Annotated in this window: 23 protein-coding genes and 1 tRNA gene; 14 read left to right on the top strand and 10 right to left on the bottom strand. The window is 69.5% G+C overall.

The genetic code is table 11. The features are described 5' to 3' along the window. Positions 1-64: 64 nt before the first annotated feature. Complete coding sequence (gene pepN / locus ASD43_RS10895; RefSeq protein WP_056417302.1) at positions 65-2,617, bottom strand: aminopeptidase N; 2,553 nt, start codon at positions 2,615-2,617, stop codon at positions 65-67. 124 nt (positions 2,618-2,741) lie between these two features. On the opposite strand from pepN, the gene ASD43_RS10900 reads away from it, so the two are divergent. The 5 genes from ASD43_RS10900 to ASD43_RS10920 are packed head-to-tail and all read left to right on the top strand — an operon-like array spanning position 2,742 to position 7,637. Beyond that, on the top strand, positions 2,742-3,926 hold the full coding sequence (locus ASD43_RS10900) for a ferrochelatase (RefSeq protein WP_056417305.1): 1,185 nt from the start codon (positions 2,742-2,744) through the stop codon (positions 3,924-3,926). 37 nt (positions 3,927-3,963) lie between these two features. Continuing rightward, positions 3,964-4,449: a ribose-5-phosphate isomerase gene (locus ASD43_RS10905; RefSeq protein ID WP_056417308.1), complete on the top strand. Its 486-nt coding sequence runs from the start codon at positions 3,964-3,966 to the stop codon at positions 4,447-4,449. A 1-nt stretch (position 4,450) separates the two neighbouring features. Continuing rightward, entirely contained in the window at positions 4,451-5,479 is a 1,029-nt protein-coding gene (locus ASD43_RS10910) for an Fpg/Nei family DNA glycosylase (protein WP_056417311.1), read from the top strand. 23 nt (positions 5,480-5,502) lie between these two features. Next, positions 5,503-6,144 (top strand): FMN-binding negative transcriptional regulator, encoded by a 642-nt coding sequence (locus ASD43_RS10915; RefSeq protein WP_056417313.1) that lies wholly within the window; start codon positions 5,503-5,505, stop codon positions 6,142-6,144. Further along, positions 6,141-7,637, top strand: a complete 1,497-nt coding sequence (locus ASD43_RS10920; protein WP_056417316.1) for an amidohydrolase — start codon at positions 6,141-6,143, stop codon at positions 7,635-7,637. Before ASD43_RS10915 ends, ASD43_RS10920 begins: the two co-directional genes overlap by 4 nt. A gap of 83 nt (positions 7,638-7,720) precedes the next feature. On the opposite strand, the gene ASD43_RS10925 is transcribed toward ASD43_RS10920, so the two are convergent. Then, positions 7,721-8,206: a Dps family protein gene (locus ASD43_RS10925; RefSeq protein ID WP_045255174.1), complete on the bottom strand. Its 486-nt coding sequence runs from the start codon at positions 8,204-8,206 to the stop codon at positions 7,721-7,723. Between the two features lie 141 nt (positions 8,207-8,347). On the opposite strand from ASD43_RS10925, the gene ASD43_RS10930 reads away from it, so the two are divergent. Further along, the gene (locus tag ASD43_RS10930; protein ID WP_056417319.1) at positions 8,348-8,884 is read left to right on the top strand and encodes a gamma carbonic anhydrase family protein; all 537 of its coding nucleotides are present in this window, start codon (positions 8,348-8,350) and stop codon (positions 8,882-8,884) included. 29 nt (positions 8,885-8,913) lie between these two features. After that, a tRNA-Ile gene (locus tag ASD43_RS10935) sits at positions 8,914-8,987 on the top strand. Here the strand turns inward: ASD43_RS10935 and ASD43_RS10940 are convergent. The 6 genes from ASD43_RS10940 to ASD43_RS10965 all read right to left on the bottom strand — a co-directional run bounded on the left by ASD43_RS10940 (position 8,985) and on the right by ASD43_RS10965 (position 13,475). Continuing rightward, on the bottom strand, positions 8,985-9,614 hold the full coding sequence (locus tag ASD43_RS10940) for a hypothetical protein (RefSeq protein ID WP_056417322.1): 630 nt from the start codon (positions 9,612-9,614) through the stop codon (positions 8,985-8,987). The two genes, ASD43_RS10935 and ASD43_RS10940, sit on opposite strands and share 3 nt — an antisense overlap. After that, on the bottom strand, positions 9,611-10,441 hold the full coding sequence (locus tag ASD43_RS10945; RefSeq protein WP_056417325.1) for an endonuclease/exonuclease/phosphatase family protein: 831 nt from the start codon (positions 10,439-10,441) through the stop codon (positions 9,611-9,613). Before ASD43_RS10945 ends, ASD43_RS10940 begins: the two co-directional genes overlap by 4 nt. Beyond that, the gene (locus ASD43_RS10950) at positions 10,438-11,280 is read right to left on the bottom strand and encodes a glycosyltransferase (RefSeq protein WP_082539358.1); all 843 of its coding nucleotides are present in this window, start codon (positions 11,278-11,280) and stop codon (positions 10,438-10,440) included. The genes ASD43_RS10945 and ASD43_RS10950 overlap by 4 nt, the downstream gene beginning before the upstream one ends. Before the next feature lie 122 nt (positions 11,281-11,402). Continuing rightward, complete coding sequence (locus ASD43_RS10955) at positions 11,403-11,726, bottom strand: DUF7882 family protein (RefSeq protein WP_056417328.1); 324 nt, start codon at positions 11,724-11,726, stop codon at positions 11,403-11,405. A gap of 86 nt (positions 11,727-11,812) precedes the next feature. Then, positions 11,813-12,742 carry a helix-turn-helix transcriptional regulator gene (locus tag ASD43_RS10960; RefSeq protein WP_056417331.1) on the bottom strand — a complete coding sequence of 310 codons (930 nt, stop codon included), beginning with the start codon at positions 12,740-12,742 and terminating at the stop codon, positions 11,813-11,815. Beyond that, positions 12,723-13,475: an exonuclease domain-containing protein gene (locus ASD43_RS10965; protein WP_056419513.1), complete on the bottom strand. Its 753-nt coding sequence runs from the start codon at positions 13,473-13,475 to the stop codon at positions 12,723-12,725. The genes ASD43_RS10960 and ASD43_RS10965 overlap by 20 nt, the downstream gene beginning before the upstream one ends. A 79-nt stretch (positions 13,476-13,554) precedes the next feature. On the opposite strand from ASD43_RS10965, the gene ASD43_RS10970 reads away from it, so the two are divergent. Next, positions 13,555-14,454 carry an alpha/beta fold hydrolase gene (locus tag ASD43_RS10970; protein ID WP_056417334.1) on the top strand — a complete coding sequence of 300 codons (900 nt, stop codon included), beginning with the start codon at positions 13,555-13,557 and terminating at the stop codon, positions 14,452-14,454. On the opposite strand, the gene ASD43_RS10975 is transcribed toward ASD43_RS10970, so the two are convergent. Next, positions 14,426-14,899 carry an Lrp/AsnC family transcriptional regulator gene (locus tag ASD43_RS10975; RefSeq protein ID WP_056417336.1) on the bottom strand — a complete coding sequence of 158 codons (474 nt, stop codon included), beginning with the start codon at positions 14,897-14,899 and terminating at the stop codon, positions 14,426-14,428. The two genes, ASD43_RS10970 and ASD43_RS10975, sit on opposite strands and share 29 nt — an antisense overlap. A 169-nt stretch (positions 14,900-15,068) precedes the next feature. Here ASD43_RS10975 and pdhA point away from each other — a divergent pair, with 169 nt between their 5' ends. The 3 genes from pdhA to ASD43_RS10990 are packed head-to-tail and all read left to right on the top strand — an operon-like array spanning position 15,069 to position 18,570. Beyond that, positions 15,069-16,184 (top strand): pyruvate dehydrogenase (acetyl-transferring) E1 component subunit alpha, encoded by a 1,116-nt coding sequence (pdhA, locus tag ASD43_RS10980; protein ID WP_056417339.1) that lies wholly within the window; start codon positions 15,069-15,071, stop codon positions 16,182-16,184. A 2-nt stretch (positions 16,185-16,186) separates the two neighbouring features. Next, entirely contained in the window at positions 16,187-17,203 is a 1,017-nt protein-coding gene (locus ASD43_RS10985; RefSeq protein ID WP_056417342.1) for an alpha-ketoacid dehydrogenase subunit beta, read from the top strand. Beyond that, positions 17,200-18,570 (top strand): dihydrolipoamide acetyltransferase family protein, encoded by a 1,371-nt coding sequence (locus ASD43_RS10990; RefSeq protein ID WP_056417345.1) that lies wholly within the window; start codon positions 17,200-17,202, stop codon positions 18,568-18,570. The genes ASD43_RS10985 and ASD43_RS10990 overlap by 4 nt, the downstream gene beginning before the upstream one ends. Here the strand turns inward: ASD43_RS10990 and ASD43_RS10995 are convergent. Further along, a complete protein-coding gene (locus tag ASD43_RS10995) occupies positions 18,563-19,156 on the bottom strand; it encodes a TetR/AcrR family transcriptional regulator (RefSeq protein ID WP_056417348.1) in 594 nt (197 codons plus the stop codon). The genes ASD43_RS10990 and ASD43_RS10995 overlap by 8 nt on opposite strands. Positions 19,157-19,269: 113 nt before the next feature. Here ASD43_RS10995 and ASD43_RS11000 point away from each other — a divergent pair, with 113 nt between their 5' ends. The 3 genes from ASD43_RS11000 to ASD43_RS11010 are packed head-to-tail and all read left to right on the top strand — an operon-like array spanning position 19,270 to position 23,941. After that, positions 19,270-20,823: a carboxyl transferase domain-containing protein gene (locus ASD43_RS11000; RefSeq protein WP_056419516.1), complete on the top strand. Its 1,554-nt coding sequence runs from the start codon at positions 19,270-19,272 to the stop codon at positions 20,821-20,823. A gap of 5 nt (positions 20,824-20,828) precedes the next feature. Further along, positions 20,829-22,793: an ATP-binding protein gene (locus ASD43_RS11005; protein WP_056419519.1), complete on the top strand. Its 1,965-nt coding sequence runs from the start codon at positions 20,829-20,831 to the stop codon at positions 22,791-22,793. Continuing rightward, the gene (locus tag ASD43_RS11010; protein WP_056417351.1) at positions 22,790-23,941 is read left to right on the top strand and encodes an acyl-CoA dehydrogenase family protein; all 1,152 of its coding nucleotides are present in this window, start codon (positions 22,790-22,792) and stop codon (positions 23,939-23,941) included. Before ASD43_RS11005 ends, ASD43_RS11010 begins: the two co-directional genes overlap by 4 nt. The last annotated feature ends 7 nt before the right edge of the window (positions 23,942-23,948 follow it).

Raw genomic sequence — 23,948 nt, forward strand, 5'->3', positions numbered from 1 at the left:
AGTAGCGATCAGGCCTCTGCGCGGGCTGGACACACCGCGCAGAGGCCTGATCGAAAGGGGGGTCTCAGTCCTCGGCGTCGCGCGACTGTGCGGACAGTGCGCGCTCCACGTCGGCGAGGTTCTCTAGGACGAGACGGCGAAGTGCCGGAGCCGCGTCCTGGTTCTCCGACAGCCAGGTCCTCGTCGCGTCGCGCAGCTCCGCATCGGCGATCGCGGTGGGGAAGAGCCCGACGATCAGATACTGGGCGATCTGGTACGTGCGCGACTCCCAGATCGGGAGCAGCATGTCGAAGTACTTCGCGACGAACGGCCGCAGCACCTCGGCACCCGCCGGGTGCACGAAGCCGAGTGCGGCGGATCGGACGATGGTGTTCGGCGCATCTCCGCGCTCGATCAGCGACTCCCAGGCGGCGTCCTTGGCTGCGGCGTCGGGCAGAGCCGCTCGGGCCTGGGCGGCGAACTCGCCACCCTTCGAGGTGTTGTCGGCCGCGAGTGCGGCATCGATGGAGGCCGCGTCGGTGGCGCCGATCGTGGCGAGACCGACGAGCAGCTGCCAGTTGAGGTCGGCGTCGATCTCGAGCCCCGGGAGCGTCTCCTCGCCGGATCGCAGACGGCCGATGATGCCGGCGTGCTCCGGGGTGACGAGCGATCCGGCGAAGGCGGTCACGAACTGCAGCTGGCTGTCGCTGCCCGACTCCGCGGACTCGGCCAGCGCCCAGATGCCGTCGGCGATCTTCTGCCGCGCAGCGAGACGCTTTTCGGGGGTGACGTACAAGGTGGCAGCGGTGCGCAGCTGGGCGAGCGTGGTACGCACGGTCGTCGACTCGGTCTCGCGTCCGATGTTGCCGAGCACGAGGTCGATGTAATCGGAGGCTGCGGTCTCGGCGTCGCGGGTCTGGTCCCAGGCGGCTCCCCAGACGAGCGATCGCGCGAGGGGATCGCTGATGTCGGCGAGATGCGCGATCGCGGTGGCGAGGGACTTCTCGTCGAGGCGGATCTTCGCGTAGGCGAGGTCGTTGTCGTTGAGCAGCACGAGATCGGGACGCGTGAGCCCGTGGAGCTCCGGGACCTCGGTGCGGTCGCCGTCGACATCGACCTCCGCGTAGTGCGTGCGCACGAGAGCGCCGTTCTCGAGCGTATAGAAGCCGATGCCGAGACGGTGCGGGCGGATCGTGGGGTAGTCGGCGGGAGCCGTCTGCGTCACCGCGAAACGCGTGATGGTGCCGTCGGCGTCATCGGCGATGAGCGGCTCGAGCGTGTTGACACCGGCGGTCTCCAGCCACTTCTTCGACCAGGTCGTCAGGTCGCGACCGCTGGTGGCCTCGAGTTCGGTGAGCAGGTCGCTGAGCTCGGTGTTGCCCCAGGAGTGCTTCTGGAAGTACTGCGAGACGCCGGCGAAGAACTCCTCGATGCCGACCCAGGCAGCGAGCTGCTTGAGGACGGAACCGCCCTTCGCGTACGTGATGCCGTCGAAGTTGACCTGCACGTCTTCGAGGTCGTTGATCACGGCGGTGATCGGGTGCGTCGAGGGCAGCTGGTCCTGGCGGTACGCCCAGGTCTTCTCCATGGCGTTGAAGGTGGTCCACGCCTCGGTCCACTCGGTGGCCTCGGCGGTGGCGATGGTGGAGGCCCACTCGGCGAAGGACTCGTTGAGCCAGAGGTCGTTCCACCACTTCATCGTGACGAGATCGCCGAACCACATGTGGGCGAGCTCGTGCAGGATCGTGACGACACGACGTTCCTTGACGGCATCCGTCACCTTGCTGCGGAAGACGTAGGTCTCAGTGAAGGTCACCGCCCCGGCGTTCTCCATCGCACCCGCGTTGAACTCGGGCACGAAGAGCTGGTCGTACTTGGCGAACGGGTACGGGACGCCGAACTTGGACTCGAAATACGCGAAGCCTTCGCGCGTCTTGTCGAAGATGTAGTCGGCGTCGAGGTGCTGCCACAGGCTCTTGCGGCCGTAGACGCCGAGGGGGATCACGCGACCCGAGGCGCTGGTGAGCTCGGAGAACGTCGACTCGTACGGTCCGGCGACGAGTGCCGTGATGTACGAGGAGATGCGGGGGGTGGGCTCGAAGCCCCACGTGGCGACCGAGTGGTCGTCGTGCACGATCGGCTCGGGGGTGGGGGAGTTGGAGACGACCTTCCACGACGACGGTGCCGTCACCGTGAACTGGAACGTGGCCTTGAGGTCGGGCTGCTCGAACACCGCGAACACGCGACGCGAGTCGGGGACCTCGAACTGGGAGTAGAGGTAGACCTCGCCGTCGACGGGGTCGACGAAGCGATGCAGCCCCTCTCCGGTGTTGGTGTAGGCGCAGTCCGCGTCGACGACGAGGACGTTCTCGGCCTGCAGACCGGAGAGGGCGATCCGGGAGTCCTCGAACACCTCGTCGGGGTCGAGCTGCTCGCCGTTGAGCGAGATCTCGCGCACCTCGCGAGCGATCAGGTCGATGAAGGTGAAGCTCTCCGGCGTCGCGGTGAAGCGCACGACGCTGCGGGATCCGAAGACCTCGGCGCCCTTCGTCAGGTCGAGCGAGACCTCGTACGACTGGGTGTCGACGACGTCACGGCGCTCCTGCGCTTCGATGCGGGTGAGGTTCTCTCCAGGCACAGCGGTACTCCCAGGGGTGAGGGGATGCTGCCGCAACCCAGCGCAGTTGGCGCCCACGGCAACCCTGACAGCCTACGCCAGCACGGCGGCCTGTCACGCTCTCCGGAGGTGAAAGAATGAAGGGGTGACCGCGATCGAGCCGAACACCGTCCGCTTTTCCTCTGCTGCCGCCTCCACGGGCGCGCCCTATATGACGACTCCCGTCGCCTATGACGGGATCCTCCTCGCCGGCTTCGGCGGGCCGGAGGGTCAGGATGACGTCATCCCGTTCCTGCGCAACGTCACGCGCGGCCGCGGCATCCCCGATGAGCGCCTGGAGGAGGTCGCGCACCACTACCGTCACTTCGGCGGTGTGAGCCCGATCAACGGACAGAACCGCATCCTGAAGGAGGCGCTCGAGGGCGAGCTGGCCCGCCGGGGCATCGATCTGCCGGTGTACTGGGGCAACCGCAACTGGAGCCCGTACCTCGAGGAGGTCGTGACCGAGGCCGCGGCCGACGGGAAGCGGACGCTGCTCGCCTTCGCGACGAGCGCCTACAGCTCCTTCTCGAGCTGCCGACAGTACCGCGAGGACTTCGCCCGTGTGCTCGAGGAGACGAATCTCGGCGAGACGGTGACGATCGACAAGATCCGTCCGTTCTACGACCACCCCGGATTCGTGGAGTCCTTCGAGACGGGTGTGCGCGAGGCCGTCGAGACGTTCATGAGTCAGGGCATCGCGCCCTCCGAGATCCAGATCCTCTTCTCCACCCACAGCATCCCGACCGCCGATGCGGAGCGCTCCGGCGCCCGCGACATCGACTGGGGAGAGGGCGGCGCCTACGCGGCTCAGCACCTCGCGGTCGCCGCCTGGGTCATGGACAGAGTCCGTGAGAGCATCCCCGAGGCTGCGGAGGTGTCGTGGGAGCTGGTGTACCAGTCCCGTTCCGGCCCCGCATCGCAGCCGTGGCTCGAGCCTGACGTGTGCGACGTGATCGGCGAGCTCCCCGCACGCGGGCGCAAGGCCGTCGCGGTCGTCCCGGTCGGCTTCATGAGCGATCACATGGAGGTGCTCTGGGATCTCGACACCGAGGCGGCCGAGGCCGCCGAAGAGGCGGGGCTCGCCTTCACACGTACCCCGACGCCGGGTGTCGCGCCCTCGTTCGTCACCGGCATCGTCGATCTGATCGTGGAGCGCCTCGAGGGGCGCCCCAACGAGGAGCGACCGCACGTGACCTCTCTCCCCGGGGCGTTCGACGTCTGTCGTCCTGGCTGCTGCGAGAACGTGCGTGCGGGTTTCAAGCCGGCCGCCTCCGGCATCGCCCCGTGAGCATCCGCTGAGGGGCTGCGCTTCTAGGATGGATGCCATGCGCATCCACATCGCCACCGATCACGCCGGTCTCGACTTCTCGACGCAGCTGCAGGAGCACCTCCGCGGCGCCGGGCACGAGGTCGTCGATCATGGTCCGATCGAGTACGACGCGGTCGACGACTACCCCGCGTTCTGCATCCGCGCGGCCCAGGCCGTCGTGGCGGATCAGGCTGCGGGCGTCGAGACCCTCGGGGTCGTCTTCGGAGGATCGGGCAACGGCGAACAGATCGCGGCGAACAAGGTCGCGGGCGTGCGTGCCGCTCTGGTCTGGAACACTTCGACCGCCGAGCTCGCCCGCGAGCACAACGATGCGAACGTCATCTCGATCGGCGCGCGCCAGCACACGTTCGAAGAGGTCACCTCCTTCATCGACACGTTCATCGCGACCCCCTTCTCGCACGACGAGCGGCACGTGCGACGGATCGGTCAGATCGCGGACTTCGAGCGCGACGGCTCGCTGCTTCCGGACCCTCGGGCCTGACATGCCGGAGGGGCATTCCGTACATCGCATCGCACGGCAGTTCGACCGCAACTTCGTCGGCAAAGCGCTGAGCGCCTCGAGCCCCCAGGGGCGGTTCGCCGAGGGCGCCGCCGTCCTCGACGGGCGTGAAGCGCTGAGCGTGCAGGCCGTCGGCAAGCAGATGTTCCTCGAAGCGGAGGGCGACGTCTGGCTCCGGGTGCACCTGGGCCTCTACGGGGCCTGGGACTTCGCCGGCGACATCATCGTCGATTTGACCATCGCCGCCGCGAACGGACGCATGGGCCAAACGAACCAGCGGGGTACGATCATCGACGAGGAGCCGGTCGACGGCGCGGCGTCGGATGACGCGATCCTCGATGAGGCGGGTGAGAACTCGCTTTCGTCCATCGGCGCACCACGACGCACCCGCGTGCACGTCCGCATGTCGGAACAGACGAAGGGACTCGCCGATGAAGGGCTGGAGTGGCCGCCGCCGGTGGTGGGTCAGGTGCGTCTGCGGCTGATGACCGACATCACCGCGGCCGACCTGCGCGGACCCACGGCGTGCGTGCTGCAGACCCCGGAGGAGATGCTGGCGAGTGTCGCCAAGCTCGGCCCCGATCCGCTCGTGGGCGATCCGGTGGAGAACGAGGCGCGGTTCGTCCGCGCCGTACGCCGGAAGCCGACCGCGATAGCGCTGCTCCTGATGGACCAGGCCGTCGTCAGCGGCATCGGCAACGTGTACCGCGCCGAGATGCTCTTCCGTCAGCGACTGAACCCGCACACGCCTGGGCGTGAGGTTCCGGAGGACGTGGTGCGTGCGCTCTGGCACGACTGGGTGCGTCTGCTCCCCATCGGCGTCGAGACAGGTCAGATGATGACCATGGACGACCTCTCCGCCGCGCAGTATCGCGCAGCGATGGCGAACCGCGACGATCGGCACTGGGTCTACCACCGGGCGGGCCTGCCCTGTCGGATCTGCGGCACCGAGATCGCACTCGAGGAGATCGGCGCGCGAAAGCTCTACTGGTGTCCGCGCTGCCAGGCGTGAGCCGTCGACCGTAGGCTGGGAGGATGCGTCAGAATCCCAGTTTCACGCTTGCGGACGTTCAGGAGATCCGTCGTGTCATCGATGGCAATCCGTGGGCGACGATCGTGAGCGACGGCCCTGAGGGCCTCGTGTCTTCGCACTATGCGGTGCTGCTCGACGACGGGAGGGACGATCTCACGATCGTGGGCCACGTCGGACGCCCCGATGACCGGATCCACGGCATGGGCGAGCGCGAACTGCTCGTCGTCCTTCAGGGGCCTCACGGCTACATCTCGCCGGGGTGGTACGGCGACGTCCAGGCCGTGCCGACGTGGAACTACACCGCCGTGCACCTCGCCGGGGTCCCCGAGATCCTGAGCGATGAGGAGAACCTCCGTGTGCTGGACCGGCTCGTCGACCGGTTCGAGGCGCGGATGCCGGATCCGCGCCGGATGTGGGAGCGTCCGAACGATCCCGCGTTCATCGAGCGGCTGGCCGCCGGCACCGTCGGATTCCGCCTCACACCGACGCGCGTCGTCGCCAAGCGCAAGCTCAGCCAGAACAAGGACGCCGAGACGATCGAGGCGGTGATCGCGCATCTCGAGGGCGACGGGCCGTACGCACAGCCCGAACTCGCCGCCGACATGAGGCGCGCGCATCAGGCCCGTCTCGGAGCGGCCGGATGAGCGGCGTCGGATCCCGGATCGGCACCGTCGCGAACGTGCGCATCGCGGGCCCCGGCAGTGAGTTCCTGATCGACGACGAGCCGGTCGACATCTTCCTCGACGACGGGCTGATCGCGGACATCGCGCCGGCAGGAGCGCTGGGCACGTCCGGCGAGGTCCTCGACGGACACGGGGCCTGGGCGGTCCCCGGCCTGTGGGACAACCACGTGCACACGGTGCAGTGGGCGCTCGCGACCGAACGCGTCGCGCTCGGAGGGGCATCGTCCGCGGCGGAGGCCGCATCGATCATGGCGGCCGCCGCGCCTCTGCCCGACGGTCGCAAGGTCGGCAGCGGTTTTCGCGATGCGCTGTGGCCGGACGCTCCCGAACTCGCGCTGCTCGACCGCGCCACCGGCACCGTGCCGACATACCTGATCAACGCCGATGTGCACAGCACCTGGCTGAACTCCGCCGCGCTGCGGCTCGAGGGGTTCTCGAGCCCTGACGGGATGCTGCGCGAGCAGGACGCGTTCGAGATCTCGCGACGGCTGAACGCCGTCGAGCCGCTTCGCGCCGACATCGCCGTCCGAGCGGCGGGTGAGCGCGCGGCATCGCGAGGGGTTGTCGGACTCGTCGACTTCGACATGGCCTGGAATGCCGAGGCCTGGTCACGGCGCGTCGCCGCAGGGTTCGCCGCACACAGGGTGGATTTCGCGATCTACCCCTCCGACCTGACACGGGCGATCGCCGAGGGACTGCGATCCGGTGACCCGCATGAGCACTCGGAGACGCCGGAGGCCGCTCGCGGGCTGATCAGCGTGGGACCGCTGAAGGTCATCAGCGACGGATCGCTGGGGACTCGGACGGCCGCATGTTCGCACCCCTATCCCGGAGATCCGGAGAACTTCGGAGTGCTCACGGTCCCGCCCGCCGAGCTCACCGAACTCCTCACCGCCGCGACCGGGGGCGGTCTCGGCGTCGCCGTGCACGCGATCGGAGACCGCGCGGTCACCGCAGCCCTCGACGCCTTCACCCTCTCCGGTGCCGCCGGCACCATCGAGCATGCACAGCTCGTGCGCCACGCGGATCTCGCCCGCTTCGGTCGCCTCGGGCTGATCGCGAGTGTGCAGCCTCAGCACGCTCTCGACGACCGAGATCTCGTCGGCACGCACTGGGCCGGGCAGACGTCAGTGGGCTACCCGCTCAGAGCCCTCCGCGACGCCGGGGTCGAGCTCCGGTTCGGATCCGATGCCCCCGTCGCCCCGCTGGATCCGTGGCAGGCGATCGCCGCTGCGGTCACTCGCACCGATGACGATCGCGCCGCGTGGCATCCGGAGGAGCGACTCACTCGTGCGCAGGCGCTCCAGGCCAGCGTCCGCACCACCCTGCGCCCTGGACAGCTCGCCGACATCGCCCTCTGCGGCGTCGATCCGCTGCAGGCCTCGGGTGCGGATCTGCGCGCCATGCCGGTCATCGCGACGCTCGTGGCCGGCCGCGTCACGCACGGCGCCTGAGACTCCCGGACACGAGAGAGGGCACTCGGACGCGAAAGAGGGCACCGGGATGACCCCGGTGCCCTCGTCGATACGTCTGGTGATCAGGCGGCGATGTGCGACACGAGGAACCAGCGGTCCTTCTCGAGTCCGCGCATGACCTCGATCGCGACGTCCTGGCTGGTGAGGTCGACCTCGTCGAGACCGTCGATCGCGGCCTTCACATCGACGAGGATCGCGTCGATGTCGGCGATGACGGCGCGCACGAGCTCGTCGGACTGCGTGAAGCCTGCAGGAACCGAGGTGGCTCCGGCCTTGGCGGCGACGGCGCTGACGCGGGCGTCGATCGGGAGCCCCAGGGCGACGATCCGCTCGGCCGCGGTGTCCGCGAAGTCACCGGCGTGGGCGACGATCGTGTCGAGCAGCTCGTGCACGCCGACGAAGTTCGCGCCGCGAACGTGCCAGTGGGCCTGCTTGCCGTTGACCGTCAGTGCCTGCAGTCCCAGGACGACGGGGGAGAGGAACTGAGCCGCTGCGGCTGCCACGGTCGGGTCGCTGGCGGTGGTGGGAACGGTCTGTACCTTGCTCATGCTGTGCTCCTCTGAAGTGCTCTTCTCGTACCTGATGAAGACAACGCTACTCATCTGAAAACATTCCGCAAGCAAGCGAAGGCTCGGCTTAGTGCCCCGGAAACACGCGGTATTCCTGGGATGTGAGGGTAGTCTCCCCTCATGGTCATCGCACGTGGAGCATCCGTTCTCGCACTTCCGGGAAAGGAGCCCTCGATCGCTCAGGACGTCTTCGTCGCCGACGGTGCGCGCATCGTCGGACAGGTCTCGCTGGCCGCAGGCTCGAGCGTCTGGTACAACGCCGTGCTGCGCGCGGACTCCGCCTCCATCACCGTCGGTGCCCGGAGCAACCTGCAGGACAACGTCTCGGTCCACGTCGACGCCGACCATCCCGTGCTCCTGGGAGCGGACGTGTCGATCGGACACAATGCCGTCGTGCACGGCTGCACGATCGGCGACGGCTCGCTCGTCGGCATGGGCGCCGTGGTGCTCAGTGGCGCGGTCATCGGCGCAGGGTGCCTCGTGGCGGGCGGTGCCGTCGTCCTCGGCGGCACTCAGGTGCCCGACGGATCCCTGGTCGCGGGGATACCAGCCACGGTGCGCAGACCCCTCACCGACGACGAGAGGGTGGGACTCCGCGACAACGCCGATGCCTATCTCCGCCACGTGCGCGCGCACATCGAGGCCACACCGGTCTGACTCCATCGGCCCGCTAGGCTGGTCTGCGCGGGGCGGTGGCCAAGCTGGTTAAGGCAGTGGGCTCATAACCCAACGATCGCGGGTTCAAGTCCCGCCCGCCCTACTCCCGCACGACTGCTGACGCGACCATGCCTGCATCGCTCGCCTCTCGTGCCGCGCGCTCGACGGGCGCGAACACGAGTGCGAGGCCCGCGACCAGACCACCGAGACCGCCGAAGACCATGTCGCCGATCGTGTCCTGATACGTCACGAAGATCTCGTCGCTCAGATACGTCAGGCCCAGCCACTCGACCATCTCCCACATCGCGCTGAGCGCCAGCGCGATCAGGGGGAGAAGGACGAGCGGGGTACGAGCCGACACCGCGTCGCCGCGGGTGATCGGCGCGATCCGGGCGCGCGTGAGCACGACGGCGGCGATGACCGCGAGCACGCCGGTGCAGGCGAAATGCAGCAGCAGATCCCATCCGGGGACGCTGCGGTACAGATCGAACACGTTGCTCCACGCCGCCGCGAGGACGAGCACGCACGTGGTCAGATCGAACCATCCGCGCAGGCCCAGCATCCGTGGCAGCATCAGGGCGGGGAGGGCGAGCGCGGTGATCCCGACGTCCGTCGGCGCGAGCACGATCGCCGCGACACCGACCGCGACCACTCCGATGACACGGAGGGCGTCCGCCGCCCATTCCGCGGCGGTGCGGGGAGGACGCAGGAAGTCCTCTCTGAGAGTCATCGGCCATCCTTCACGATCGTGAGCAGACTCTGCACCGGCAGGTGATCCGAGGGGCGGATGCCGTCGAACGATCGGTCGTTCATGGCGGCCTCCCGCACGTGGATGCCGGGAGTGACGAGGATCCGGTCGATGCGGCGTCCTCCGGCGCGGGCAGGTCGATACCCCGGGCACGTGCCCCACTCGGGGGTCAGCCGCGTCTCCGCCTCGCTCCAGCTGTCCGCCAGCCCTCCCGCGATCAGAGCCCGCACGGCCGACGACCCGTCCCCGGCGTTCAGGTCACCCATCACGAGGGCCGGCGCGGTGCTGCGGGCGACGAGCGCCACGACGGCGCGCGCGGAGTGCGCACGCGAGGCGCGGGAGAGGTGATCGAGGTGGGTGTTCACGACCAGCAGAGACAGGCCGGTGGCGACATCCGTGAACTCCGCGGCCACGAGGATCCGGGGGATCAGGTTGCCCCAGCCGATCGATCCCGGCATGCTGGGCGTGTCCGAGAGCGCCTGCTGGGTCCACGACCTCAGCGTCACCCGCGAGGTGTCGTAGAGGATCGGAGTGCCCTCGCCGTCGCCGTGTCTCCCGCGACCTCGACCGAGCGACCGGTACCGCGGGCCCAGCGCCTCTCGGACGACGCGCAGCGCCTGGGGCCGCACCTCCTGCAGCCCCAGGATCGTCGGGCCCTCCGCTTCGAGCAGCGCCGCGACGGCCGGGGCGCGCCGGCCCCACCGGTCTGCTCGGCGGACCAGGGGACTGTCCATCGCGCGACGGATGTTGAAGGACATCACGTGGAGGTCCGGAGCCGACGCGGGCCCCATGACCGCAGGAGTGCTCATGCGAGCACCCGCCGCGCCGCACGTCGGCGCAGACTCTCCGTGACAAGACGTCGCCACCGTCGCGGAGGGAAGTCGTGGGGCCAATGCACGACGACGCTGCGATACCCCCGGTGCACCCGACGGCCGAACCGGCCATCGGTGAACGGTCGCATCGACATCCCCATACGGCCCTCCGGCAGCATGCCGATGCGGTGCCCCCTGCCGAGATGGAAAGCGAGGTCGAGGTCGTCGTGCAGCTCGGGGTCGTCGCGATGCACTTCGCCGCGCACGGACTCCCATGCCTCGCGGCGGAATGCCAGGTTGGAGCCGAACAGCGGCGGATGCCCGAGCGTGAGGCCCAGCAGCGCGCGATACGCACCGAGGTAGAGCAGCTCCAACGGCGTGCGGAGCGCGGCCGGCCCGTCGGTGAACCGCGCTCGACCGGTGAACGCGGCGATGTCCGCGTCCGCGGCGAACGCGCCGACGACCGCTCGCACCCATCCAGGCTCCGGCACGCAGTCCGCGTCGAGACGGAGGATGAGATCGCCGCGGGCGGCGTCGTAGCCGGCGGACGCCGCAGCCGGGATCCCGGGATCATCGCAGCGCACGACACGCGCCCCCGCGGCTCTGGCGCGATCGGCCGAGTCGTCGGAGGAGCCGTTGTCGACGACGATGATCTCGTCGACCGGTCGATCCTGAGCGGCGAGCGCCGACAGGCAGCGCGTCAGCAGCGCCGCATCGTCCTTCACGGGGATGACCACCGAGACCGCCGGCTCGCCTCGCGATACGACTGTGACGGTCCCGTGCCGTGCGGCGTCGGAACGGCACACGGCCTCGCCATCCCCTCGGGTACCCGTCATACCGATCGTCCTGTCATCGCCTACAGTCTGACACCGTGGCCGCGGCGCGGCGAGGGACTTGACAGTGGATGAGGGTCACGGCACACGCCGGTGTGTCAGACGCCACGGCACACGCCGGTGTGTCAGACGCTCAACGCGTCCTCGGGCGGATCGAGCAGCTCGTCGACGAGCATCACGCCGCCGGTCGAGTTCGCCGAGTGGGCGAGTGCCTCGATCCACCGGCGGCTCAGTGACGTGGCCTCCGCCTCGTCGAAGACGAAACGGAGGGGGATCGAGGGGTGCAGCCACACCGTGGAGCGACCCTGAGGCTGGTCGTCGGGGTGTCGCCAGGTGAGGGTGAAGCTCTCGTTGCGGCGCAGCTTCGTCGCGATGACGACCTTGAGATGCGCGAGCGGGCGGTCGTCGATCCGGATCGGGTCCGATCCGCCGTAGTAGAGGTAACCCATGGTCGAGAATCTATTCGCCCGCGACTCGAGTGTCCCGGCACGTGGCCTCCCTGCGCGCGGTTCGCGAACAGGTCGTGCGCGAACTGTCATCGGCCGTGCATGGCGACCGTCTGCGAGGGCAGCACTCCGAAGCTCTCCCGATAGGCCGTGGCGAAGCGCGACGGGTGCGAGAATCCCCATCGACGGGCGACCGCGGACACGGTCGACGGAGCCCCCGACCGCAGCTCGCGGTGGGCACCGTCGAGACGCGCCTGGCGCAGGCGTTCGGCCGGCGTGGTGTCGAGCGCACGGCGGAAGGCGTACTGGAGTCCCCTCGTCGAGATGTGCACGGCCGTCGCCACATCGTCGACGGTGATGGGTCGGTGCGCGTTCTCGGCGATGAACTCGAGCGCACGACGCACCGTGACGGGTGCCGGCGACGTCTGCGCCGACCGCTGACGTCGTGGCGCACCAGCGATCGAGAACGTGGCGAGCGTCGCCGCGGCCGCGTGACGATCGAGCTCCGCACGCAGCAGCTCGTCGTGATCGTCGAGCTCCGCCAGGCTGCGCTCGAGGTAGGTGAACATCCGATCCCAGGCCGCCGCCAGCGAGGCCGACCGGGGCGAGAGGTCCGATGCGTGCAGAGAGAGCGTGTCGTCGCCGCTGATCGTGCGGGCGAGTCGCTGCAATGACGTGGGTTCGAACACGACGGCGCTGACCCGCGCTCCGCGCTCCCAGTGAGAGTGGACTCGGGCGCCGTCGCTGATCCACGGACGACTCGCATCGAGGTCGGCCCGGTCGGAGCGGATGCGCACGGCAGGGCCCTCGATCCGGCAGACGAGGAACTGATTCTCGGGCTGAACGGTCGAGCGCACCTCCGCGGCGAGGTCGTAGCGGACCACGCTCGCGCCGGTCAGATCTGCCGAATGCCAGTCGAAGAAGAAGCGCTGACGGTCGACGTCGTGGAGCACGGCTGACGGGACGTACTGCTTCCAGGTGCTCTCGACACGGGTGGCGTCATCGGTGCGCAGGCGCATGCGGATCCACCTCCTCCGCATCGCGGCGTGCCCGCACGGGCCACTCGCCGTCGAGCCTGTCGTCAGGATCGAGTCGACCGATCCGGATGAAGTACTCCGTGAGGCTCGCGGCCTGGGAGCGCGCCCATCCGATCTGTCGTGTGTGCAACTCGTCGAGCGTGTCGGGGAGGACGAACTGGCGGGCCAGAGCCTGGGCGACGCGACCTGCGGCGACCGCATCCGCCGACGCCTGATGCGCATCGTCGAGGGGCACCGCGTACAGCGCGGCGACGACCTCGAGCGTGCGCTTGCCCGGTCGGTACCTGTCGTACGCCTTGTCGATGACGAGCGGGTCGATCACGGGTGCGGGGTCCTCGAGCGGAAGCACCCCGTGTCGACGGGCCTCGTGTGCCAGCAGCGAGAAGTCGTACGCCGCGTTGTAGGCGACGATGGGAACGCCCTGCGACAACAGCGACCGCAGGGCTCCCGTGACCTGCGCGACCACCTCGGCGACGGGCCTGCCCAGGCGGCGGGCGTGCTCGGTGGTGACGCCGTGGACGGCGGTGGCGCCGTCGGGGATGGGGATCCCGGGGTCTGCGAGCCAGTCCCTCGCGGCGATCTCGCGCCCGTCCGCGTCGAGGAGGCCGACGTGCGCGGTGACGACCCTGTCGTTCTCGACGTCGACACCCGTCGTCTCCAGATCGAACACGCCCACGCGGGTGATCCAATGGGGGAGGGACGAGACCTGAGGCATGCTTTCACCGTAGATCCGGTCTCCGACATCCGCGCGGAGGGACACGGGATGCCGCTCCCGGCCTCCGTACACTGGACGCATGCCCGTGCCCTCGCCGTATGCCGACCGCCTCAGCCGACTTCCGGTCGAACGTCACGAGGTGGAGGTGCGCGGGGGCACGACGGCCTACTGGACGTACGGTCCTGCCGACGCCGCGACGACGATCGTCGCCGTGCACGGCTTCCGCGGGGAGCACCACGGTCTCGAGCCCGTCCTCGCGTATCTCCCCGAGGTCCGTGTGATCGCTCCGGATCTCCCGGGGTTCGGGGAGACGGTTCCGGTGAGCGGGCGCACGTACGATCTCGACGAGTATGTCGGATGGCTGCGCGAGTTCTCGGACGCGGTCGCGCCCGGCGCCGTGATCCTCGGCCATTCCTTCGGCTCCATCGTCGCCGCTGCTGCGGTGGCGGGCGGCCTGGAGACGCCGAAGCTGATCCTGGTCAACCCGATCGGCGCTCCGGCCCTGGAGGGGCCGAAGGGGATCATGACCCGCCTCGCGGTGCTCTACTACGCCCTGGGTGCGCGGCTTCCGGAGAAGCTGGGCACCGCGCTGCTGCGCAACAGGGCGGTCGTCAGAGTGATGAGCGTCACGATGGCGAAGACCTCGGATCGGGGTCTGCGCCGCTTCATCCACGACCAGCACGACACCTACTTCTCACGCTTCGCCGACCGCGATGTGCTGCGCGACGCATTCGTCACCAGCGTGTCGCACGACGTCAGCGAGTTCGCGTCGGAGATCGCCACCCCCACACTGCTGATCGCCGCCCAGCGCGACGACATCACCCCGATCGAGGTCGAGCGTGAGCTGGCCACCCGCTTCGACGAGGCGACCCTCGTCGAGATCGCGCACGTCGGACACCTGATCCACTACGAGACGCCGGCCGAAGCGGCGGGCGCCGTCCGCCGCTTCCTCAGGATTCCCGTCGCGCGAGGCCGATGAGACCGGCGACCCGGAACGGGATCACCTCGCCCATCGCCAGTGAGGTCTCGGTGCGCTCGACGCCCTCGATCGACAGGATGCGTGCGTCGGTGTCGAACAGATGCCGCGCGTCGCGGCAGGCGACGCGTGCGAGCAGGTCGATCGATCCGCTGAGCCCGTGCGCCTGCACCACCTCGGGGATCCGCGCGAGCTCCGTGATGATGCGGGGGAGCTCGGTCTGCCGCACGCCGATGCTCACGAACGCCTGCAGCGGGAACCCCAGGACGTCCGTCGAGAACGAGCGCTCGTAGGACTGGAAGATGCCCGTCTGCTCCAGCCTCGCCATGCGCGCCTGGATGGTGTTCCGTGAGAGCCCGAGGTTCTCGGCGAGGGCGACGATGGTGACCCTCGGGTCATCCGCGAGTGCGGCGAGCAGTTCGAGATCTATGCGGTCGAGTCCAGCCATAGTGCCAAACCATAGCAGGGCAGGTCGGGCCGATATTTGGCAACATGCTCAAGCCGATCCCCATTGCTTGAGCGAGGTGATGAGCGGACGTACGCTCGAGTGAACCGGCGATGAGGCCGGGGCTGCGCGGAGAACCCGAGCCGGCGGCCACGAACCCAGGAGGACGACGATGTCACCGCAGGTCACCCCGATCGCCGACACCGCGCAGGATCTCGAGCTCACCGAGCGCATGATCGCGCCGGACGGTCAGCGCGTCGCGAACCCCCGACTCGACGCCTTCGTCGACGACGTCGACGCCGAGCAGCTGCGCGCGCTGCACCGCGACATGGTCATCCTCCGCCGCATCGACGCGGAGGGCGTCGCGCTGCAGCGGCAGGGCCAGCTGGGGCTGTGGGCTCCGTGTCAGGGCCAGGAGGCCACGCAGATCGGCACGGCGCGCGCGCTGGCCGCGAGGGACTACGTGTTCCCCAGCTACCGCGAGACGGGCGTGATCTACGCGCGCGGTGCGAAGCCCGGCGACTACGTGCGGATGTGGCGCGGGGAGGAAGGCGCAGGGCACGACCCGGACGCTCTGCGCGTCGCACCTCTGCAGATCATCATCGGCGCCCAGACTCTGCATGCGGTGGGCTACGGCCTCGGCATCCTCCATGACGAGGCCGACGAGGTGGCGGTCACCTACTTCGGCGATGGAGCGACCAGCCAGGGCGATGTGAACGAGGCGATGATCTTCGCGGCGTCCTACGGGGCGCCCGTCGTGTTCGTCTGCCAGAACAACCACTGGGCGATCTCGGAGCCGGTGAGCGTGCAGTCCGCGTATCCGATCGCGGGTCGCGCGCCGGGGTTCGGCATCCCGAGCGTGCGCGTCGACGGCAACGACGTGCTCGCCTGCATGGCGGCGATGCGGTGGGCGCTGGCCCACGCACGGGCAGGCAAGGGGCCCGCGTACATCGAGGCCGTGACCTACCGGATGGGCCCCCACACGACCGCAGACGACCCGACCCGCTATCGCCCGCAGGCGGAGCTCGACGACTGGCGGCGTCGCGACCCCATCTCCCGTCTGGAGGAGCACCTGCGCGATCTCGGGGAACTCGGTGACGACCACGTGGCCGCGACCCAGGCGGCCGCCGACGAGATCGCGCGCGAGATGCGCGCGGAGTGCCTCGGCATGGTGACGCGTCCGCCGCTCGCCATGTTCGACGGTGTCTACGCCGAGCCGCACTCGGGCCTCGATCGTCAGCGCGACGAGTATGCGGCTCACCTCGCGTCGTTCGAGGGGGAGGCGTGACCATGGCCGCGACGGAGATGACCCTCGGGAAGGCGCTGGGCGCGGGACTGCGACAGGCCATGCGCGACGACGACAGGGTCGTGCTGCTCGGGGAGGACATCGGCAAGCTCGGAGGAGTCTTCCGCATCACCGACGGACTGCTCGACGAGTTCGGCGCGAAGCGGGTCATCGACACCCCACTGGCCGAATCAGGCATCGTCGGCATGGCCGTGGGACTCGCGTTCCGCGGCTATCGCCCGGTGGTCGAGATCCAGTTCGACGGTTTCGTCTATCCCGCGTTCGATCAGATCGTGGCCCAGGTCGCCAAGCTGCACTACCGCACGCAGGGGCGTGTCCGGATGCCCATCACCATCCGCATCCCGTGGGCCGGGGGGATCGGTGCCGCCGAGCATCACTCGGAGTCGCCGGAAGCCTACTTCGTGCACACCGCAGGGCTCAGGGTGATCGCCGTGTCGAACCCCGAGGATGCCTACCGCAGCCTGCGCCAGGCGATCGCGTCCGACGACCCGGTGATCTTCTTCGAGCCCAAGCGGCTCTACCACCACAAGGGGCAGGTCGATCTCGACGCACCGCTCGCCGATGCCGCGCCGATGGGCCTCGCCCGCGTCGTGCGCCCGGGGACGGATGCCACGCTCATCACCTACGGTGCGATGGTGACCACGGCGCTGCAGGCCGCCGAGGCCGCGGAGGACGAGGGGATCTCGCTCGAGGTCGTCGATCTCCGCTCCCTGTCGCCGGTCGACTACGGCACCGTCGCGGCGTCGGTCCGCAAGACCGGCCGCGTCGTCGTCGCGCATGAGGCGTCCCGCGAGGCCGGGGTGGCGGCGGAGGTCATCGCCAGCATCACCGAGCGGTGCTTCGAGTACCTCGAATCCGCACCGCTGCGGGTCACGGGACACGATGTCCCCTACCCGCCGGCCAAGCTCGAGAAGTACCATCTTCCGGATCTCGACCGACTGCTGGATGCGGTGGACCGGGTGCTGGACCGCCCGCACAGCCTGACGGGAGCGGACGCATGATCGCGGAGTTCCGACTGCCCGACCTCGGCGAAGGTCTCGCCGAGGCGGAGGTGGTGCAGTGGCTGGTCGCGCCGGGCGACGAGGTGGCACTGAATCAGACACTGGCCGAGGTCGAGACCGCGAAGGCCGTGGTCGAGCTGCCCTCGCCCTACGAGGGCAGGGTGACCGTGCTGCACGCGGAGGCGGGCGAGACCGTGCCGGTGGGTGCGCCCCTCATCGCGTTCGACGTCGCGGGATCCGACGAGGCCCCGGGTGCGCAGACCCCGTCCGAGGAGGCACGGGGGGAGGAGAAGGCGCAGCCGAACCTCGTCGGATACGGCGCCGCGCCCTCGTCCGCGGGCCGACCCGCCCGTCGGGCCCGCCGTGCCGCGGCGACACACCGAGCCGTGGACACCGCCGTCCTGGAAGCGGCTCCGCACGACGCAGCTCCTCGCGCGAGCGTGGAGACGACGGTCGAGCGTCCTCGATCGACGCCGCCGGTGAGGGCGTATGCCAAGCGCCTCGGCGTCGATCTCGCTCTGGTCGCCGCGGTCGTGGGAGATCGTGTGATCACCCGCGACGACATCGAGGACTACGAGCGGCGCGTCGGGGGCACCGCTCCCGACGTCGCGGGCGTCGCGGTGATCGAGGACATCGTTCCTCCTGCGTCGACCCTGCACGAGGGGCGACGCGAGACGCGCGTGCCCATCCGAGGTGTGCGCAAGCACACCGCGGCCGCCATGGTCGAGAGCGCTTTCACGGCGCCCCATGTCACGGTCTTCCACACCGTCGACGTCACCGCGACCATGGAGCTGCTGTCGACCTTCAAAGAGGATCGCGCATTGGCCGGTCATCGGATCGGCCCGCTCTCCGTCGTCGCCAAGGCCGTCTGCCTCGCCTTGGGGAGGGCCCCGGAGCTGAACGCACGGTGGGACGCGGAGTCCGGCGAGATCATTCGCTACGACTACGTCGATCTCGGTATCGCCGCAGCGACGGAGCGCGGACTGATCGTGCCCCACATCCGCGACGCGCAGACGCTCACTCTCCTCGAGCTGGCCGATGCGCTGGGTTCTCTCGCATCGACCGCCCGATCCGGCAGGACCTCGCCGGCCGAACTCCTCGGCGGCACCTTCTCGATCTCCAACATCGGGGTCTTCGGTGTGGATGCGGGGACGCCGATCCTTCCCCCGGGGCAGTCCGGCATCCTCGCTGTCGGGGCCGTCCGGCGTCAGCCCTGGGAGTACCGGGGCGAGATCGCACTGCGCCAGATGATGACGCTGAGCCTGTCGTTCGACCACCGGCTGGTGGACGGCGCCGAGGGGGCGCGCTTCCTTCGCGACGTCGCCGACGTCCTGGAGCAGCCGGGGCGGGCGATGCTGCTCAGGTGACCGCGCGCAGCGCCGATTCCGCCATCGCGGCCAGCACGGCCGCGGTGGCGGAGCGCTGTCTGGCGGCCGCCCTGGTGCTGTGCGGCGTCGAGTTGATGAGCCCGAAGCACGCCTGCACCCGCAGTCGTCTCTCGTCCGCGTCGGCGTCGATGAGGGGGGAGAGGGTCTCGATCCACAGCTCGATGTAGGCGCGCTGCAGGCGCCGGACCTCTGCGTGGTCGCGCGCATCGAGATGCGCCACATCCCGGTCCTGCACGCGGATCACATCCGCATGGCCGAGGGCGAACTCCACGTGGAACTCGATCAGCGCACGCATCCGCTCCTCGGGCGTCGCACCCTCCGCCGCCACGCGCGATCCGCCGTCGACGAGGTCGACGCTGACCTTCACCAGCACGGCTCCGAGGAGCGACTGCTTGCCCGCGAAGTGACGGTAGACGGCCGGGCCGGATACGCCGACCGCCGCCCCGATGTCCTCGAGGCTCACGCCGTTGTACCCGCTCCGGGCGAACAGCCGGGCGGCCTCGCGGAGGATCGCGTCCGAGCGCTCTGCCTTGGCGCGATCGCGCGCGGTGACGGGGCTTGTCATCTCAGTTAATCCTCGCTAACCTGATGTCATCGGTTAGTGCACACTAACCGAGAATGCATGACGTGCGCCAGGGCGATGTCGCCGGCGCACCGTGGGTCGAGGAGGACGTCACGATGCCCGCAACCCAGCAGGAGCTCGCTGCGGAGCTGCGCCGGCGGCTGACGTCGGCCGCGCAGGGCGGCCCGGAGCAGTCCAGACAGAGGCACCTCGCGCGAGGCAAGCTGCTGCCGCGAGACCGCGTCGCGCGGCTGCTCGACGAGGGCAGCCCCTTCCTCGAGATCTCCCCGCTGGCCGCCGAGGGGCTGTACGGGGGAGAAGCGCCCGCGGCGGGCGTCATCGCAGGGATCGGGCTCGTGCACGGACGTCACGTGATGGTGGTGTGCAACGACGCGACCGTCAAGGGGGGAACCTACCTCCCGCTCACGGTCAAGAAGCACCTGCGTGCGCAGGAGATCGCCCTCGAGAATCTGTTGCCGTGCCTGTACCTGGTGGACTCGGGCGGAGCGTTCCTGCCGAAGCAGGACGAGGTGTTCCCCGATCGGGAGCACTTCGGCCGCATCTTCTACAACCAGGCGCGGATGTCGGCCGCGGGCATCCCTCAGTTGGCCGCGGTGCTCGGTTCGTGCACGGCGGGCGGTGCATACGTGCCGGCGATGAGCGACGAGACCGTCATCGTGCGCGATCAGGGCACCATCTTCCTCGGCGGGCCCCCGTTGGTGAAGGCCGCGATCGGAGAGATCGTGTCGGCCGAGGAGCTCGGCGGCGGTGAGATGCACGCCAGGCGCAGCGGCGTGGTCGATCACCTCGCAGAGGACGACGAGCACGCGCTCGAGATCCTCCGCGACATCGTGGACACCCTGCCGGCCCCCGGTGACCCGGCCTGGGAGGTGCGCGAGAGCCACGCTCCCGCCGAGGCGGGTTCGCTGTACGACGTCGTGCCGGTCGACGTGAACGCGGCGTACGACGTGCACGAGGTGATCGACCGCCTCGTCGACGGCGACTCGTTCCACGAGTTCAAGGCCGAATACGCCACGACGTTGATCACCGGCTTCGCGCGTCTGCACGGACACCCGATCGGGATCGTCGCGAACAACGGCGTCCTCTTCAGCGAATCGGCGCTCAAGGGCGCGCACTTCATCGAACTGTGCGATCAGCGCGGCATCCCGCTGCTGTTCCTGCAGAACATCACCGGCTTCATGGTCGGATCCGATGCCGAGGCCGGCGGGATCGCGAAGGACGGAGCCAAGATGGTCACCGCGGTGGCGAGCACCCGGGTGCCCAAGCTCACGGTGATCATCGGGGGCTCGTTCGGCGCCGGGAACTATTCGATGTGCGGCCGCGCGTACTCCCCGAGATTCCTGTGGACCTGGCCCGCCAGCCGGATCTCCGTCATGGGCGGTGCGCAGGCGGCCTCCGTCCTCGGCACGGTGAAAGAGGACCAGCTCGCCGCGAGGGGGGAGATTTGGGACGAGGGCGAGCGCGCCGCGTTCGAGCGTCCGATCCGAGAGACGTACGAGACCCAGGGCGAGCCGTACTACGCGACCGCCCGGCTCTGGGACGACGGCATCATCGACCCGGCCGAGACCCGCGACCGTCTGGGGCTCGCCCTCGACGTCATCGCCCGCAGCCCGCTGCCCGAGCCCCGCTTCGGCCTGTTCCGGATGTGATCGACATGACCACCATGCACAACACCACAGAAGACCCGTCCTTCGAGACCGTGCTCGTCGCCAATCGTGGCGAGATCGCCCGACGGATCATCCGCACGCTCCGGCGGCTCGGCATCCACAGCGTCGCGGTGTACAGCGATGCGGACGCCGATGCTCCGCACGTGCACGAGGCGGACGAGGCGGTGCGGATCGGGGCCGCACCCGCGGCCGATTCGTATCTCGACATCGACGCCGTGATCGGCGCAGCACGGCGCACCGGCGCACAGGCGATCCACCCCGGCTACGGCTTCCTCTCCGAGAGCGTCGGCCTCGCCGACGCGTGCGCCGAGAGCGGCATCGTCTTCATCGGGCCGTCGACGCATGCTCTGCAGATCATGGGAGACAAGGCTAAGGCCCGCGACCACGTGATGCGCTCCGGGGTTCCTGTGGTGCCGGGATTCGACGCCCGAGGCCTCTCGGACGCCGAGATCGCCGACGAGGCCGGCTCGGTCGGATTCCCCCTGCTCGTCAAGCCCAGCGCCGGCGGTGGGGGCAAGGGCATGGAGGTCGTGGCCGACGCCGCGGCGCTGCCCGCTGCTCTGGCGTCGGCGCGGCGTGTCGCGGCGTCCGCATTCGGAGATGACGCGCTGATCCTGGAACGACTCATCGGCCGTCCCCGCCACATCGAGGTGCAGGTCTTCGGCGACACCCATGGCACGGTGATCGCGCTCGGCGAGCGCGAGTGCACTCTGCAGCGCCGCCATCAGAAGGTCATCGAGGAGGCGCCGTCGGCCGGCATCCCCGATCCGACGAGGGAGAGGCTGCTCGAGGCTGCCGTCCAGGCGGCGCGCAGCGTCTCATACGTGGGCGCGGGAACGGTGGAGTTCCTCATCGATGCCGACCGGCCCGACGAGGTCTTCTTCATCGAGATGAACACCCGGCTGCAGGTCGAACATCCCGTCACCGAGGAGGTGACGGGGCTGGATCTCGTCGCCCTTCAACTGCGGGTCGCGGCAGGTGGACGGCTCGACCCGCCGCCCGCCGTGCGCGGGCACGCGGTCGAGGCCCGGGTGTACGCGGAGTCGCCGGAGCGCGGCTTCCTTCCCTCGACAGGACGGATCCTGCTGTTCGCGCCGCCGGAAGGCGTGCGAGTCGACGCCGCGGTGCAGACGGGAAGCGAGGTCACCGGCTTCTACGATCCGATGATCGCGAAGGTCATCGCGGTCGCTCCTGACCGCGCCACCGCCCTTCGGCGCCTCGACGAGGCTCTGCGGACGACGATCGTGCTGGGCGTCGACACCAACATCGCGTTCCTGCGTCGTCTGTGCCGGGATGAGCGGGTCGTCGCCGGAGACCTCGACACCGGGCTCATCGAGACGCTGCTGCCGCTGTCCACCGAGGAGCCGACGCCGGCCATGCTCACGGCCGCGGGTGCGCTCGCGCTCGGATGCGAGGTGGAGCGGGGGCGCGACGCGGGCCTCTCCCGTCGGGCCGGCACCGTATGGCGCGACCTGAGCCGCACTGCGGTGCGGACCGTGTCGCTGCTCACCGACCAGGACGAGGTGCTGATCGCGCCTTCGCCCCATGGAGGAGCCGAGAGCGGCTCGGATCCGCGAGCTCCCGAGGGCTGCATCGCCTCGGCCGTCGACGACGACGGTGCGATCTGGGTGGGGGAGGACGGGCGTACCGCTCGCCTGCGGCCGATCTCGCGGCGTGACCGAATGCGGCGGAGGCTCGCCGCACGCGACGAGCGCACGGCATCCGCGGAGCCCGAGGCCCGTGCCCCGATGCCGGGCAGCGTGGTCGCGGTGCACGTGACCGAGGGGGCGTCGGTCGCAGCGGGAACCCCCTTGATCTCGATCGAGGCGATGAAGATGGAGCACCCGGTGACGGCGCCGCACGACGGAGTGGTGCGGCTGCTGGTGGGTGTGGGCGATCAGGTGCGGCGCGACCAGGCGGTCGCCCGAGTGACGACGGAGGAGAACCGATGAACGAACAGCTGACCGATGAGGAGCGCGAGCTCGCGGCGATGGTGCGCGATTTCGCCGACACCGTCGTCGCCCCGCAGGCCTACGAGGCGGACCGCACGCACACGCTCTCGATGGACGTGGTGGCCCAGATGGGCGACCTCGGTCTGTTCGGATTGCCCTTCCCCGAGGAGTACGGCGGTCAGGGCGGCGACTACATGGCGCTCGGCATCGCGATCGAGGCGCTGGGGCGCGTCGATCAGTCGATCGCGATCACCCTGGAGGCCGGCGTCAGCCTCGGTGCGATGCCCGTGTTCCGGTTCGGCACCGAGGAGCAGAAGCAGGAGCTCCTCCCCGATCTGCTCGCCGGCCGCGCCCTCGCGGGCTTCGGCCTGACCGAGCCCGAAGCCGGCAGTGATGCCGGGGCGACCAGGACCACCGCGCGCCGGGACGGCGACGACTGGGTGATCGACGGATCGAAGCAGTTCATCACGAACTCCGGCACTCCGATCACGCGATTCGTCACGGTCACCGCCGTCACGGGCACAGAGGGGGGACGCAAGCGGATATCGACGATCATCGTGCCGAACGGCACTCCCGGATTCACCGTCGAGGCGCCGTACGACAAGGTCGGCTGGAACGCCTCGGACACGCATCCGCTGACGTTCGACGGGGCGAGGGTGCCCGCGGCCAACCTCCTGGGCGCGGAAGGGAGCGGCTTCCGCAACTTCCTCAGCATCCTCGACGAAGGCCGCATCGCGATCGCCGCGCTCTCGACCGGTGCGGCCGAGGGATGCCTGGAGGCCTCGGTGGAGTACGCGAAGAGTCGCACGATCTTCGGCAGCGCCCTGAGCACCCGGCAGAACGCGCAGTTCACCCTCGCCCGGATGCGGGCCCGCGTGCACACCGCGCGACTCGCATGGCACCATGCCGCCCGACTCCGCGACGCGGGGAAGCCGTTCGCGGAGCAGGCCGCGATCGCCAAGCTCGTCGCGGGCGAGGCAGCGATGGACAATGCCAGGGACGCGACCCAGATCTTCGGCGGCAACGGCTTCATGAACGAGTTCCCGGTGGCGCGTCACTACCGCGACTCGAAGATCCTTGAGATCGGCGAGGGCACCACCGAGGTGCAGCTGCTGGTGATCGCCCGCGCGCTCGGACTCGCCGGGTAGCGTGGCA

This window comes from Microbacterium sp. Root553 (assembly GCF_001426995.1).
Lineage (GTDB): Bacteria > Actinomycetota > Actinomycetes > Actinomycetales > Microbacteriaceae > Microbacterium.

Excerpts from the sequence above, each read along its gene's own strand:
- ASD43_RS10920 (WP_056417316.1), top strand. The coding sequence starts at position 6,141 with ATGAGCGGCGTCGGATCCCGGATCGGCACCGTCGCGAACGTGCGCATC.
- ASD43_RS11005 (WP_056419519.1), top strand. The coding sequence starts at position 20,829 with ATGACCACCATGCACAACACCACAGAAGACCCGTCCTTCGAGACCGTG.
- ASD43_RS10915 (WP_056417313.1), top strand. The coding sequence starts at position 5,503 with ATGCGTCAGAATCCCAGTTTCACGCTTGCGGACGTTCAGGAGATCCGT.
- ASD43_RS10955 (WP_056417328.1), bottom strand. The coding sequence starts at position 11,726 with ATGGGTTACCTCTACTACGGCGGATCGGACCCGATCCGGATCGACGAC.
- ASD43_RS10945 (WP_056417325.1), bottom strand. The coding sequence starts at position 10,441 with ATGAGCACTCCTGCGGTCATGGGGCCCGCGTCGGCTCCGGACCTCCAC.
- ASD43_RS11010 (WP_056417351.1), top strand. The coding sequence starts at position 22,790 with ATGAACGAACAGCTGACCGATGAGGAGCGCGAGCTCGCGGCGATGGTG.
- ASD43_RS10975 (WP_056417336.1), bottom strand. The coding sequence starts at position 14,899 with ATGGCTGGACTCGACCGCATAGATCTCGAACTGCTCGCCGCACTCGCG.
- ASD43_RS10905 (WP_056417308.1), top strand. The coding sequence starts at position 3,964 with ATGCGCATCCACATCGCCACCGATCACGCCGGTCTCGACTTCTCGACG.
- ASD43_RS10960 (WP_056417331.1), bottom strand. The coding sequence starts at position 12,742 with ATGCGCCTGCGCACCGATGACGCCACCCGTGTCGAGAGCACCTGGAAG.
- pdhA (WP_056417339.1), top strand. The coding sequence starts at position 15,069 with ATGTCACCGCAGGTCACCCCGATCGCCGACACCGCGCAGGATCTCGAG.
- ASD43_RS10990 (WP_056417345.1), top strand. The coding sequence starts at position 17,200 with ATGATCGCGGAGTTCCGACTGCCCGACCTCGGCGAAGGTCTCGCCGAG.
- ASD43_RS10925 (WP_045255174.1), bottom strand. The coding sequence starts at position 8,206 with ATGAGCAAGGTACAGACCGTTCCCACCACCGCCAGCGACCCGACCGTG.
- ASD43_RS10930 (WP_056417319.1), top strand. The coding sequence starts at position 8,348 with ATGGTCATCGCACGTGGAGCATCCGTTCTCGCACTTCCGGGAAAGGAG.
- ASD43_RS10940 (WP_056417322.1), bottom strand. The coding sequence starts at position 9,614 with ATGACTCTCAGAGAGGACTTCCTGCGTCCTCCCCGCACCGCCGCGGAA.
- ASD43_RS10970 (WP_056417334.1), top strand. The coding sequence starts at position 13,555 with ATGCCCGTGCCCTCGCCGTATGCCGACCGCCTCAGCCGACTTCCGGTC.
- ASD43_RS10950 (WP_082539358.1), bottom strand. The coding sequence starts at position 11,280 with ATGACGGGTACCCGAGGGGATGGCGAGGCCGTGTGCCGTTCCGACGCC.
- ASD43_RS10995 (WP_056417348.1), bottom strand. The coding sequence starts at position 19,156 with ATGACAAGCCCCGTCACCGCGCGCGATCGCGCCAAGGCAGAGCGCTCG.
- ASD43_RS10910 (WP_056417311.1), top strand. The coding sequence starts at position 4,451 with ATGCCGGAGGGGCATTCCGTACATCGCATCGCACGGCAGTTCGACCGC.
- ASD43_RS11000 (WP_056419516.1), top strand. The coding sequence starts at position 19,270 with ATGCCCGCAACCCAGCAGGAGCTCGCTGCGGAGCTGCGCCGGCGGCTG.
- ASD43_RS10965 (WP_056419513.1), bottom strand. The coding sequence starts at position 13,475 with ATGCCTCAGGTCTCGTCCCTCCCCCATTGGATCACCCGCGTGGGCGTG.
- ASD43_RS10985 (WP_056417342.1), top strand. The coding sequence starts at position 16,187 with ATGGCCGCGACGGAGATGACCCTCGGGAAGGCGCTGGGCGCGGGACTG.